The organism is Streptomyces kaniharaensis (genome assembly GCF_009569385.1).
GTDB lineage: Bacteria > Actinomycetota > Actinomycetes > Streptomycetales > Streptomycetaceae > Kitasatospora > Kitasatospora kaniharaensis.
The window spans coordinates 249,393-261,561 of the sequence record NZ_WBOF01000002.1; the positions used below are offsets into that span (position 1 = coordinate 249,393).

A 12,169-nucleotide genomic window follows, 5' to 3' on the forward strand; every position below is an offset into this window, starting at 1 on the left:
GAAGGCTTCCTGCCGCGCGGATGGCGCGCCACAGATGACGGGTAGTCATGTCCCGGTGTCCGTGCCCGGCGCAGTGCCCGGGCGCGGGGAGAGTGCCGGGCGCGAGGGGGCGGAGAGTGAAGGACGATCTGCTGGTGGTCGGGTTCGACCTCGAGACGCGGCGCGAGGTCCATATCGGCGAGCGCCCTCTGGAGCAGTGGCGGGCGCTGGGCTAGGGGCGGCGCGAGAGGGTCGTGTGCTTCTACTGCTGGCAGGGCATCGACGCGCCTGCCGGCACCCGGGTGCCGCTGCTGGCCCGCGGCAGGATCGGCGGCCTGGTGCGCCCGCACTTCGCGCATCCACCGGGCACCGCCCCCGGCCCCCGCCCCCGGCCACGCCGGCGGGGACGGTGTGGCACATCAACGCCAAGCACCGCCTCGCCCGCTGGGCCTCCTTGCCCAACACGGTGCGGGTGCGGCTCGAGCAGTGGACGCCACAGCGCGACCGCCGTGCGGATGTCCACGTCGAGCTGGACTGCGGGACCCGGCTTGCCCTGGAGGCGCAGCGGGAGGTGATCACGGACGAGGTGTGGCGGGCACGGCACCGCGACTATGCGGTGGCGGGGGTGCGGGACGTGTGGTTCATGCGCCCGGAGAGCCGGGTGCCGCACGTGCTGTTCGCCGAGGGGATCCCGGCGTGGACGCTGTACCACCGCGCCGGTGAGGTGGAGGCCCGACTGGGGTGGCCCCATGCGCGCGGGAACGAGTGAGGAAGTTTCATCGTGATTCGTGCAGGTCACCGGTCCTGGTGTGACGAATAATTGGGGTGCTCGCGCAGCTCATCACGGTGATCACCGCGCGGAGATCATCCGTCACCGTGCCACCTGGTGGTGCGTCAGCACCAGCAGGGCCCGCACGAGTGCGGTCGCGTGCCGCGGATGCATGCGCACCTTGGTCAGGATCCGGAAGGTCTTCAGGTTCGCGAAGCCGTGCTCGACCGGCGCTCGCAGGCTGCTGACCAGCCGGTTCACGACCTTCTTCGGGGACGAGAGGCGCTTTCCGCCGCTCGCCTTGAACCCCGTGATGACCGCCGGCTGCTCCTGGTCCCCGTCGTCCAGGCCGACGAACCCCAGGTCGGCCACCGCACCCAGTCGAAGTTCCCGCAGCCGCGCGCACAGCTTCTCGTAGCGGGCGGCCGTGATCTCGCTGCAGGCGCCCCGGCGGGCCGAGGAGATCCACAACAGCCGCCCCTTCGCGTCGGTCAGGGCGAGGAACAGCAGGCCATGCGCCTTGTGCTTGCCCGAGTAGTTCTTCCGGTTCGCCCGGCCGGTCCGCCGCCGGGTACGGATCAGCGTGCCGTCCAGAAGCACCACGCACCCGCTGTCCTTGGCCACCTTCGCCAGCGCTCGGTCCAGGCGGGGAGAGCGTGCGGCCAGCAGGTCGATCACCTCCAGTACCCACCGGCGCACCGTGGAGGCCGAGACCGCGTTGCCGCCGGCCAGGTCGGCCAGCCGCTCGTCGTTGCGCAGGTGGGCCAGTGCGATCACGGCGATCCGCCCGGCGTCCAGCTTGCGCCAGCGGGAGCGGATCGTCTTGCGGTGGGCGCGGATCAGGCCGGCCACGTAGTTGACGGTCCGGCTGGACAGCGGCAGGCGGACGGAGTAGACAAGGCTGACGGTGTCCCCGGTGGGGCTGGTCCTGGTTTTCACGAGCTTCCCAACTCCCGCCGGGGTAAGCCGTGTTGCGGCGGGAATCGGCCGTTATTCCGGGACCGCGCGCCCTACCGGGGCAGGTAGCGTCCGGCCGCGGTTCGGGTGATCCAGCCGCGTTCGGCCAGCTTGCGCAGCTTCCCGCGCACCGGCTCCACCTTCGCCGGCACCGGATCCAGCCCCAGCTCACGGGCCACGTCCTTGGCCTGCAGCGGGCCGTCGCCGTCCGCGACGATCCCCATGATCGCCTGATAGTCGGCCGGCAGGTCCTGCGGGCCGCTGTCCTGGCCGCAGTGCGGGATCAGCAGCTGGCCTGCGGCGCCCGGCGTCACACCGGCGCCGGGCGCGGGCGCGGCGGGTTCTCCGCCGGTGGCCTCCTCCAGGGCCTGCTGCCAGGCCTCGGCGTCGGGATGCCCGGCGTCAGCGTCCTCCTGGTACTGCCGGTAGACGACCTCAGCGGCCTCCAACCGAGCCACTTCGGCCTCGGTGTCTGCCAGCTGCTTGCGCAGCCGCTCAACGCGTTCTTCCAGCACCACGCGGCGCTCCAGCAGCCACACCATCAGGTTCTGAGCCATATCCCCTCCCGCGCGGGCCCACCACAGCCCCTGCTCGCACAGTAGGGGACCGGCACACAGCGTGCAGGAGATCCCGGGAAGACAGCCAGAAAGGCTGACGGATGATCTCCGCGCGACGATCACCGTGATGAGCTGCGCGAGCACCCCAACCACTTGTCACACCAGGGCCGGTGACCTGCACGAATCACGATGGAACTTCCTCAGTGGTGGACAGGGGGGATGAGGCACTACGGCGTGCACCATCCCCCTGCCCGGGGACGAGTTGGTGCGCGAGCGCCTGCGGTTGGAGGACCTCGGGCTCGGCCCGCAGGGGATCGTGCTGCCGCCGGAACTCCTCGAGCGGCTGGCCGCCGAGTACGAGAACGCCCGGCGGGACGCCGAGGAGGACCGGCGCCTCTACGAGGAGAAGCAGCGCCGGCGCCGGGAGGCCGCCGCCCGCCCGCGGCCGTCTGCCCGCCGGGATACCCGGTGGACTCCCCGGCCGCCCGCGCCCCGCCTGCGCGAACGCCTCTGCACCGAGCGGCAGCTGATCACCGACGCAACGGACTGCGGCTGGGAGCGGGAGATCGAGCGCCACCAGCACATCGCCGACCGCATCACCAGCCTCCTCGATGACCTCGGCGAATCCCACGATGAGCCTGCCGACTGAACAGCACGGCTGAGAAACGCACTGGTCAGACGGCTGCGACCAGGACAGGATGTGGCCATGCGTTACGCCCACGAGGACGCCGAGCTGGCCGATCTGATCCGCCGCTATGTCACTCCCGATCGGCGCTACCTCAGGCTCGGCGGCAGCCTTCTGCGCGTGACCGGCAGCGAACGCACCAAGGTCGCACGGGAGCTCGGCGAGGCCGCTGGCAAAATCACGCCCCGTGAACTGACCATCCTGCTCGAAGGCGGGTGGCGTGAGCGCAAGCCCGCAGCCTGGCTCATCGCCGTCGCCCGCAGAACCGAATTCCGTGAACACCTCGGCGAACTGCTGCTTGACAGCGAGGTCTGCTACGCGGGCATCGCCTACTGCGTCGCTCTCGCCACCTTCGGCACCCCTGCCGACGCGGGTCTGTTGACCGCTTACCTCGATCGCTACCTGCGACGCCCGGACCTCTACTACGACCAGACAGCCGCCATGGGCGCACTCCTGAACCTCGACACCAAGCTCGGCGCCGATCGAGCAGCCCGGTTCCTGGCCCCCGACGGTCTCTGGCACCAATGGATCGACGGACCACCCCGCAAGGAGTACCACGGCACACCGGAAAGCAGCCGCAAGATCATCAGCCAGTTCTGTGACTTTGCTGATGAGAGTTCCGAGCACTGCACGGCAAAGGAGCGTTGACGTCGTCCCCGGAAAGGTGACACCTGATCGAAGGAACGCGCCACCGCACAACTCGAAGTTGTCCAGATCAGCCTGGCAGACCCGCCCCCGCGGAGCTGGTGTCCATGGTCGGCGCTACGCTGCTGCGGCCCCGAGAAGGCACTGGAAAGCCGTCACCTGCGGGTGGCGGCCTTTCCGCGTCGGGTTCCCCAATGGGGTTGGATTCCACGGCTTCGGACACGCGATGGGGCTGGGGTGTGGAGACCGTCCGGCGGCACGCGTCCCCGCTGGCCACCGAAATCTTCCCCGAGGGGATAGCCGGCTGGCACCAGCCCCACGGCCTCCTGCCCGGTCGCCTCGAACACGTCATTGGCCAGCACAGCAGTTGGGACGGGACGGTCGAGCGGATCCTCGCCGACACCGCCCTCACCCGGCCCGGCTGCCTGCTTGTTCCGATTGTCCCGTCGCCAGTCACACATGCCGATGTCCAGTAGCTGCTTGCAGCCCAGGACTACGTCCTCGGCCGGTGGGTGGTTGACCCGGGCCCGGCCGAGTGGCCTCCTGAAAGCAAGGGCCACTCGTCTCCGACTGGAGGCAGCCATGTCCGAGCAGCGTCCTTCTGAAGATCCTCGACCCGGGACGCCGCCGCCTGGTGGTGCAGGCGGCGATGGCGGGTGGACCCACTGGAATGAGGGAGCCAGGCCCTCGCCGCCTCCGCCCCGCACGAGGCACCGCAGGGTGTTCCTGTGGATCTTCCTCACGGTTCAGGCGCTGTTCGTGATCTGGATCATCGCCGGAACCGTGAGCAGCACCAAGTCGGCCGGCAAAAGCTGCGACGGCCTGACCGGCCAGGACTACACCACCTGCATCAACGCAGGACACGTGGGCACGACCATCGGCGTCGGCTTGGTCATCGGGCTTTGGGCGGCAGTCGACATCATCCTGGGAATCACCTACCTCATATACCGTCTCAACCACCGGGACCAGCCATAACGTCCTGCCAAGGCGCCAGCCAGCGTCACCAAGGTTCCACCAGCCCCCTGAGGTTCCCCCGAGAGGCGGGGGAGGCGGGTCCGTCGATGTAGGCGAACAGCGCGAGGTCTGCGTCCGTGCGGGTCGCGGTGATGGTGCGGTGCACCCACCCCCTCCTTGTCGACTTGACCCGCACCGGCACGGTGCGCTTCTGATCCTCGCCGAGAGGCGGCATGAGGATGGATGCGGAGCTGGCCCGGTCAGTGTGGCGCGAGATCGCCCCGCTGCTCGCCGAACGAGGCCGCACCGGGGCCGATCCGCCGGACCGAGGCCGGGCGGGTGGTAGGGCCCGGCGCCGTGGGGGTGTCCGTGCTGGGCGGCGAAGCAGCCGGACGGCGCGGTCCACGTCAGGGTCCTTCAGAACAGGGGTCAGTCGCCCGTCGGCACTCCGCCGAGGAGGGTCCGGCCTCTCAGTCGCTTGAGTCGCTCGTGTCTGCGGGCCCGTCCGGCGCAGCCGGACGGGCCCGCAGGACTCCTCAGCCCAGTCACCCGCGGTGAATTCTGCGACCACTGCCGGTAGATGGCATTCCGTCAGCACCCTGAGCTGCTGTTTTGCCAGTCCCGAGCGGCGCCAAACGCATGATCAGCTGAATCTAGTTGGCACATTCGTACAGGACGGTGCGGACACCCCTGCGCGGGTGTCGCCTGATTGTCGGGAACATGCACCTCAAGCCACGTACCGCGAGGCGGACGGCCCCGTTCCACACGGCCAGGGAGGGCGCGCTCTGGGCACCCGTTCCGCCGTGTCCGCACGAACGTGGCCGTGCTTCCGGCATGATCTCCCGCAGCGCCACGGCGGCCGCCCACGGGCCCGGCGTCGACTCCGGCGCCACCGGACCCCCGGATGGTCAGCGAACCCGCTGGCGCCCCGGACTCGGACTCCCCCGGCACCGGTGCACGCGAGAGTCGAGCCCCTCTCTCCGGCCCCCACTCCCCCGCCCGTCGGCGGGGCGACAACGACATGCACAATCGACAGGCCCGCCGCGCGCCGTCCGGGTCAGTACCCCACGCGGACCCCGAAGACACCGCTGCCCCAGTACACGGACGGCTCCTCGGCACCGCTCGGCCAGTCGCTCTGCAGATGACGTCGACCGTCTCCCAGGGCCCCTACCCGGTGCGGGCTCAACCGCCCCGCCACCAGGTCGTCCGCCTCGGCGTCCGTGATCGGCAGCACGGTGCGGTACTGCGCGTCCTGCGAGGCGACCCAGTCGATGTACTCGGTGAACACGCTCACGAAGGCCTGCGAGCACAGGCCGCACCGCTGAACAGAGACGATGAAATGCGAGTCGTCCCGAATCATCCTCTCGAGCCGAACCCCGTCGCGGCTGAAGTGGTGCGCCTGCGCCACCGCAGCGTCCTCGGCGCAGCACGCCACGCACCCGAAACCCGCACGGTCACTACCGTCTTGCGAACCCATGGATCCCCCACCCCTTAGCCGTCCCTGACCGGCCCCACCCTAACAACCCACAGTGAGGCCCGGCCGCTGAACCAACGAGCATGCGCCGCCCGACCTGCGGGCAAGCAAGCCGTCTGGCGAGGCCGGACAAGTTCGCCGGCGGAAGCTGGACTTCTTCGAGAGCCCGCGGCCCGGCAGCGCTTCCACGGAGAGCTGCTCCTGGTCGGATGCACAGCGGCGGCCGCGCGTGGCGATACGCGCGGCCGCCGTGTCGCCCTGTTCGGCCATCCATCCGGAGGATGCGCCCTCGACGCCTCGTACGGTGATCACCGTGCCGTCGTCTTCGTGCAAGTCCTGGTCTTCGCCTGCGGGTACGAACGAGCCTCGCACAAGCACTGCTCGGCCACCACCTTGCGCCGGCGCCGCGACGAGTGGATCGCGCCCAGCGTGATGGAGGGCCTGCGACTGCTCGCACTCGCCGCCTATGACCGCATGATCGGACTCGAACTCGACCGCCTGAGCGCCGACGGCTGCATCTCCAAGGCGCCTGCCGGTGGCGAGTGCGCAGGCAGGAGCCCGGTTGATCGGGCCAAACTCGGCTTGAAACGCTCGCAATTGACCGACGGGGCAGGCATACCGCTGATCACCGAACCCGCGCCGGCCAACACTCGCGACCACACCCTGCTACCCGCCGCCCTCGACCGATACGACGCACTGGAGTCGGCCCTTGGACCGCTGCCGGAGCACCCGAGCCTGGCCCTAGACGCCGGATACGGATACGACTACCGCATGCTCCACGACGACCTGGCCGCCCGCGGGATCGAGGCCCGCATCGCCCCACACGGCGCGAAAACTCCGATCCAGACCGCAGGCCGTTGGGTGGTGGAGCGCACGAACTCCCAAGCGATCATGGTGAAGTCATCGTCGGTATGTGTCATCTATCGGCGGTAGTCGCAAATTCGCGGCCCAGGCCGACGCACTTCGAACGGGGACCGCCGGATAGTTGGTCGGTTCGCACGTGAGTGCTCGATCTCTTGTCCCCCGGAGATGCCGCTGGGAAGATCTCGGCCAGCGTCGACCCCGAGCGGAGGACCTGCATGGCCAGTCAGGATGCACTCGATGCCTACAGCGAGGCCCTCGCCGCCGGGGTGCGGTTCCTCATGCTTCACGACAAGACGCGGGAGCGTCCGGAGGAGGGCTGCGACGCGGTCGCCGAGCTTGACCGCCTGGCGCCCGTTTACACGGAGTTGCACCGCCTGCACGTGGCGGCGATGAAGTACGCCGAGGAGGCCGCCCTCCGGGATTTCTGTGCGATCCGGGCGGGCGGCCGTGGTGGTTACGCTCCTGTCGTGCTGGAGCGACTAATCGATGTGTATGTAGGTAACGTCCCCCGGCAAGGTGGTGTGCCACGTTGTGAATTTCTGGAATCCGACCAAGGCAGTACTACCACGGCCCGCGACATACCCCGCATTGTTTCCCGAGCTGATGTCCGTGACACCGTCTAGCCCATCCCGCATGTCGCCCGCGTTCGCCAAGCAAACCCTGACCCGAACGACGCCGCCGCTATAGTGCGTGATCTGCAAGAAATCGGCTTGGTTGCAGGGGACATAGTTGATCGCGGACGCCTGGGTTGCGGGCATGCTGAGGGCCAAGGTGCCGGCCGCCGCTACGGCCAAGGCTGCTCGCTTAAACATGGGGTGCATGGGGGGTTTCCTTTCTTGTCGTTGTGCTTTTGTCGGCCGGATGGCGCGGACCATTTGGTCGGGCAGGGTGTCATCCGGAAATCGTGGTGAGCGCTCGGCTCACGGCGCGGGAAGCTTTGCCATCAGGTCCGAGACCTGGTCGGCCTGTGCCTGGACCTGCTTCCGATAGGCGACCAGGACAGTGGCGTTGGCGGACACCAGCTGCCGTTGATACCCAGTCAGGACGGCGAAATAGACTGCGGCCAACTCCGACGACGTTGTGCAAGACTCCGCTGCGGTGGACGCGGCGATCTCATCAACGGTCGGCTTCGCCGTCTCCCAGGGGCCGGCCGCCAGTATCTCGGGGTCCTGGGCTGGGCGGCCGGCCGCTGTCATGCAGGCGCTCCAGCGTTCGCGCGCGGCGCTCACCCGCCGGTCCGCTTTCGTCTGCTGCAGTGACTGGGCGAACAGACGCTGGGTCAGTGTCCAGCCGCTGGTGCCTGCCAGGCGCGGCAGTTCCTTGTCTGCCGCGCCCTGGCAGGCCTGGAAGTCCTGGTCCTCGGCACCGGTCAGGCCCGCCACGTTCGGAAGGCTCTGCCCTGGATGGAACCCCTGGCGCTTCGCTGCCGTGAGGCCGATATAGCCCCAGGCGCCGGCCGGGCGGCGTGCCTCGTTGTCCCCTCCGGAGACCCAGACCATGTTCTGGCCCAAGTAGCTCGGGTGTCCACGGCTCTTCATGCAGTTCACGACCAGCGCCTTTCGTGCCGCGAACAGCTGGTCGTCGTCCTTGTCCGAGGTGCCGTAGGCGGACAGCGGGAGCCCCAGCAGCCCGTCGTACCCGGTGGCTGGCGGCGTCGGGGAAACCTCGATGGCAGGCGGCGTCGGGGCCTTGTCCGCCACGCCCACGGAGCAGCCAGTGGTCAACAGACCGGCGGCAATCAGCATGCCCATGGCGCGTGGCGGGCGGGGCGTCATGGTGATCCTTCGGGGTGAGGGTGCGGGTGTGCGGTGCGGTTGGAAGTTCGGGGCTGGTGGTCAGGGGGTCAGGGCGGCCCTGCCGACGGCGGTTCCGGACCCGGCTGGGCACCGGGCTTCGGCGGCGCGGGTGGCCAGCAGGGCCGCTCCCGGTCGACTGGCTCGGCCCGCTGCCCACTCCGTCTGCTTGCGTGCGACGCTCATGGCACACAGACTCACAACAGACGGTGTCCACTTCCCATGTCCGCACCTGTCCACCCGGTCCTGCCGTTGGTCACCGATCTGCAGGGGCGCTCACGAGCGTGTCCAGCCGGCCCTGGTCGGGGCGGCGGCCGGCTATCTCCAGCGGCAGTAGAACGTCTTCGGAGCCGTTCAACTCTGGTAGCAGGTGGTACTGCTGGAAGACGAAACCGATGAGATTGCGACGCAGGTCCGTGCGCTGCCGCTCAAACAGCGCAGTGATCTCGTTGTCTTCCAGGGTGATCGTGCTGGAGGACGGCCGGTCCAGGCCGGCAACGCGGTGCAGCAGGGTGGACTTCCAAGGATCCGGAAGGTCCCATGACAGCCAGGAAGCTCCTTTGTCGGTCTCAAGGTCGACTCTGCGCAGCGCCTGCACGCATACCGCCGCCGTGGTGCCGGGCTTGTCCGCCCGGTGCATCTTGGTGACGACGCCTTGGTGGCGGCCCTGGCGCGGACCGCCGTGCAGGCGGACGCGCTCGTCAAGGTCATCGGATCAGCGCTTCAGGGAGGCGTAGCACGACAGGTATCCCTTGGCGTCGGGCTTCGTCTGCTCGTCCTTGAGCTTGTCGTCGACGTAGATGCGGCAGGTAGTGCCGGGTTCGGGGTGGTTGACGCTCACTTCGTTGAAGCCGAACCCGACGTTCTGGGCCTTGGTCCAGGGCAGCTTCTGACCGACTGCGGTCTTCCCGCTGTTGTCGCCGGAGAAGCTGTAGACGATGTCGGCGCTGCCGGGGCCGGCCACCTCCAGCTTCACGTCATAGCTGGGGCCCAACAGTCCGCAGCCGGTGAGTGACACGGCGGCCGCTGTCAGGGAGCCGGCCGTCAGCAGGGATGTGACATACGTTCGGAACGCGGGGAACGTCATGGCAGCTCCTGGTGATAGGAGGAAGTCGCGCCTTGCACACGCATCATTCTGCGGAGCGGGCGACGGGTCGCGATGCCGCCGAAAGTCCGTATTCGCTCCGGCGGCATCAGCCGAAAGTACGTATCATTCCTCACCCTCCAAGGGTCGGCGAACGGCGGTCTAGACTCCCCACCATGCCCCGCTCTCTTCGGCTCACCTGCCCTGCGACGGTAGCCGCGCTGGGCCTCTGTGTTCTGCTCGTCCTCCTCGACGCGTCTGTGGTGAGCGTCACCCACGTCGGCCTGGCGGTCGTCGCGAGCGGGGTCGCGGCTCTGGGCGGCGCCGGCGCGCAGTTGCGGTTGTACCGGTTCGGCCGGCAATGGACGGCGTGCGCGCTGTCCGTCGTCGTGGCGACGCTCTCGCTGCTGACCACGTCCCTGGTAGAGGGCACCGTGCTGCAGCGCACCCCTGGGTGGGCAGAACTTGTCGGGTTGCTGGTGCTGTTGTGTCTTTCCTGCCGGTACGGGCGGACCGTGCCGCTCGTGTTGTCGACGATCCCGCTCTTCGTGGCGGTGGTACGAATCGAGGGCCGCGCTCCAGAACTGGCGGATCTGCCGCTGCTCAAGGACATCAACGGCCTGTTCACCCTGCTTCCGGCGGCCTTCGCATTGCTGGGCGGCTATCTGCGAACCGAGGACGGCAGACGCCAGACCGCGGCGCAGAACGTACGCCGGGCAGAGCGCCTCGACCTCGCCCGCGACCTGCACGATCACGTGGCCCACTACGTCACGGCGATCGTCGTCCAGGCTCAGGCCGGTGAACACACCGCGGAACGTGACCCGGTCACGGCACGCGAGCTGTTCACCAACATCGAGCAGACCGGCCAGGAAGGACTGGCGGCGATGAGCCGCATGGTCCGACTTCTGCGTGAAGCGGACGGAGCCACGACGCAGGCACCCGTCACCCCCGTGATGACGAGGATCGATGCGCTCGTCCGCCAGTTCAGCGGCACCGGGCAACCCGCCTGGCTGGACGTAGCCGACGATGTGGACGATGCCCTCTGGTCGCCGCAACTCGCCAAGACGGTGGAACGACTGGTCCAGGAGGGCCTGACCAACATCCGCAAGCACGCCCGCACAGCGACCACCGTGCATGTCAGGATGGAAACCGACGAGGACCGACTCGTCGTCCGCGTACGTGACAACGCGGTCGGTCAGCAGCGCGGGCGGGTGTGGTTCCGCCCCAGCGGCTTCGGCATGGTCGGTCTGTCGGAGCGGGTGGCCGAACTGGGTGGTGAGCTCAGCAGCGGCCGCATGCCCGAGGGCGGCTGGGAGCTGGCTGCGTCTATACCTGTGAAGTGAGGAAGTGGGAAGCCGTAGTGAGCATCTCTGTGGTGATCGCCGACGATCAGGAGATGGTGCGGATGGGCTTCCGCCTCATCCTGGAGGGGCAGGACGACATCTCCGTGGTCGGGGAGGCATCCGACGGTGTCGAGGCGGTCGAGGCAGTTCACCGGCTGCGACCGGACGTCTGCCTGATGGACATCCGCATGCCGAGGCTGGACGGTCTGGAGGCGACCAGGCGACTGCGCCAAGCACAGAGAACTGCGACGGACGGCACAACGGACGCCACAAAGATCGTCATCCTGACGACGTTCGACATGGACGAGTACGTCCACGGAGCGATCCGCGCCGGCGCCAGCGGCTTCGTGGTCAAGAACTCCGGCCCCCGACTGCTGATCGAAGCAGTGCATGCCGCTGTCAGCGGTGACGCTCTCATCTCGCCGTCCGTCACCGTCCGGCTCCTGAAACACCTGAGCACACCATCGCGCGCCGAGACCGGAGCCGCCGCCGCACGGCGGCTCACCCCCCAGGAACTCAAGGTCGTGAGCCTGGTCGCCCGCGGACACACGAACAAGGAGATCGCCGAACGGCTGACTCTCTCGGTCAGCACCATCAAGAGTCACCTCAGCCGGGTCCAGGACAAACTACCGGCCCGCAACCGCGTGGAGATCGCAGCCTGGGCCTGGGAACACGGCGTCGTCGGCTGAGAGCGTGGTGGTGGCGCGCGAGGCAGCGCTCCCACCCGCAGCCGCCACCCGCCTCCGCGATGCCGGCACCCAGCCCACAACACCGAGCCCACCCCCCGAGCGGGCCGACCCAACCCCCCGACCCCACCAACCAACACACACAGTCACCAAAACAGCCACCACCCACCACCCACCGACCGCCTCCAACAGGCACAACCAAAGGTCCAGACAACCAGGCGTGCCGGGCCATTCCACGCCCCACAACACCAACAGGTCACACCCGACGGCCCCCTCACCGGGTAGAGCTTCGCGTGCAGACCCCCCGCGGGTCGGTGAGCCTGCCACGTCGGTGCTACTTGCGCTCCGTGTCGGTCGGCAGGGGGCCCAGCGGCCCGAG

General features: G+C 68.6%; 13 protein-coding genes and 1 pseudogene. 8 read left to right on the forward strand and 6 right to left on the reverse strand.

The genetic code is table 11. The annotated features are described in order from the left end of the window. Positions 1 to 388 precede the first annotated feature (388 nt). Positions 389 to 748 (forward strand): competence protein CoiA family protein, encoded by a 360-nt coding sequence (locus F7Q99_RS43355; RefSeq protein ID WP_326847298.1) that lies wholly within the window; start codon positions 389 to 391, stop codon positions 746 to 748. 102 nt (positions 749 to 850) lie between these two features. Here F7Q99_RS43355 and F7Q99_RS28720 read toward each other — a convergent pair whose 3' ends face one another. Both F7Q99_RS28720 and F7Q99_RS28725 read right to left on the reverse strand, forming a co-directional pair. Next, complete coding sequence (locus F7Q99_RS28720) at positions 851 to 1,687, reverse strand: transposase family protein (RefSeq protein WP_326846942.1); 837 nt, start codon at positions 1,685 to 1,687, stop codon at positions 851 to 853. Between the two features lie 71 nt (positions 1,688 to 1,758). After that, complete coding sequence (locus tag F7Q99_RS28725; RefSeq protein WP_153463723.1) at positions 1,759 to 2,262, reverse strand: hypothetical protein; 504 nt, start codon at positions 2,260 to 2,262, stop codon at positions 1,759 to 1,761. Between the two features lie 265 nt (positions 2,263 to 2,527). Between F7Q99_RS28725 and F7Q99_RS28730 the strand changes: the two genes are divergently transcribed. The 3 genes from F7Q99_RS28730 (at position 2,528) to F7Q99_RS28740 (ending at position 4,567) form a co-directional block, all read left to right on the forward strand. Then, positions 2,528 to 2,911, forward strand: a complete 384-nt coding sequence (locus tag F7Q99_RS28730; protein WP_153466858.1) for a hypothetical protein — start codon at positions 2,528 to 2,530, stop codon at positions 2,909 to 2,911. Positions 2,912 to 2,968: 57 nt separating this feature from the next. Continuing rightward, complete coding sequence (locus F7Q99_RS28735; protein ID WP_153466859.1) at positions 2,969 to 3,595, forward strand: DUF6000 family protein; 627 nt, start codon at positions 2,969 to 2,971, stop codon at positions 3,593 to 3,595. Between the two features lie 717 nt (positions 3,596 to 4,312). Next, on the forward strand, positions 4,313 to 4,567 hold the full coding sequence (locus F7Q99_RS28740; protein ID WP_195911292.1) for a hypothetical protein: 255 nt from the start codon (positions 4,313 to 4,315) through the stop codon (positions 4,565 to 4,567). Positions 4,568 to 5,603: 1,036 nt separating this feature from the next. Here F7Q99_RS28740 and F7Q99_RS28745 read toward each other — a convergent pair. Further along, a complete protein-coding gene (locus F7Q99_RS28745) occupies positions 5,604 to 5,954 on the reverse strand; it encodes a hypothetical protein (protein WP_153466860.1) in 351 nt (116 codons plus the stop codon). 381 nt (positions 5,955 to 6,335) lie between these two features. Between F7Q99_RS28745 and F7Q99_RS28750 the strand changes: the two are divergent. Beyond that, positions 6,336 to 6,902, forward strand: a pseudogene (locus F7Q99_RS28750) (IS5/IS1182 family transposase); the annotation flags it as partial. Positions 6,903 to 7,099: 197 nt separating this feature from the next. Then, positions 7,100 to 7,507, forward strand: a complete 408-nt coding sequence (locus F7Q99_RS28755) for a hypothetical protein (RefSeq protein WP_153466861.1) — start codon at positions 7,100 to 7,102, stop codon at positions 7,505 to 7,507. Positions 7,508 to 7,804: 297 nt separating this feature from the next. On the opposite strand, the gene F7Q99_RS28760 is transcribed toward F7Q99_RS28755, so the two are convergent. The 3 genes from F7Q99_RS28760 to F7Q99_RS28770 all read right to left on the reverse strand — a co-directional run bounded on the left by F7Q99_RS28760 (position 7,805) and on the right by F7Q99_RS28770 (position 9,764). Next, positions 7,805 to 8,659: a hypothetical protein gene (locus tag F7Q99_RS28760; protein WP_230210977.1), complete on the reverse strand. Its 855-nt coding sequence runs from the start codon at positions 8,657 to 8,659 to the stop codon at positions 7,805 to 7,807. Positions 8,660 to 8,933: 274 nt separating this feature from the next. Next, entirely contained in the window at positions 8,934 to 9,317 is a 384-nt protein-coding gene (locus tag F7Q99_RS28765; RefSeq protein ID WP_153466862.1) for an ATP-binding cassette domain-containing protein, read from the reverse strand. Between the two features lie 75 nt (positions 9,318 to 9,392). After that, positions 9,393 to 9,764, reverse strand: a complete 372-nt coding sequence (locus F7Q99_RS28770; RefSeq protein ID WP_153466863.1) for an MmpS family transport accessory protein — start codon at positions 9,762 to 9,764, stop codon at positions 9,393 to 9,395. A gap of 173 nt (positions 9,765 to 9,937) precedes the next feature. On the opposite strand from F7Q99_RS28770, the gene F7Q99_RS28775 reads away from it, so the two are divergent. Continuing rightward, positions 9,938 to 11,104: a sensor histidine kinase gene (locus F7Q99_RS28775; protein WP_153466864.1), complete on the forward strand. Its 1,167-nt coding sequence runs from the start codon at positions 9,938 to 9,940 to the stop codon at positions 11,102 to 11,104. A 17-nt stretch (positions 11,105 to 11,121) separates the two neighbouring features. Continuing rightward, entirely contained in the window at positions 11,122 to 11,793 is a 672-nt protein-coding gene (locus tag F7Q99_RS28780) for a response regulator transcription factor (RefSeq protein ID WP_326847299.1), read from the forward strand. Positions 11,794 to 12,169: the final 376 nt, after the last annotated feature.

Bases quoted from the DNA above. Each gene is read 5' to 3' on its own strand.
- F7Q99_RS28725 (WP_153463723.1), bottom strand. From the start codon at position 2,262: ATGGCTCAGAACCTGATGGTGTGGCTGCTGGAGCGCCGCGTGGTGCTG.
- F7Q99_RS28735 (WP_153466859.1), top strand. From the start codon at position 2,969: ATGCGTTACGCCCACGAGGACGCCGAGCTGGCCGATCTGATCCGCCGC.
- F7Q99_RS28755 (WP_153466861.1), top strand. From the start codon at position 7,100: ATGGCCAGTCAGGATGCACTCGATGCCTACAGCGAGGCCCTCGCCGCC.
- F7Q99_RS28760 (WP_230210977.1), bottom strand. From the start codon at position 8,659: ATGACGCCCCGCCCGCCACGCGCCATGGGCATGCTGATTGCCGCCGGT.
- F7Q99_RS28765 (WP_153466862.1), bottom strand. From the start codon at position 9,317: ATGCACCGGGCGGACAAGCCCGGCACCACGGCGGCGGTATGCGTGCAG.
- F7Q99_RS28770 (WP_153466863.1), bottom strand. From the start codon at position 9,764: ATGACGTTCCCCGCGTTCCGAACGTATGTCACATCCCTGCTGACGGCC.
- F7Q99_RS28775 (WP_153466864.1), top strand. From the start codon at position 9,938: ATGCCCCGCTCTCTTCGGCTCACCTGCCCTGCGACGGTAGCCGCGCTG.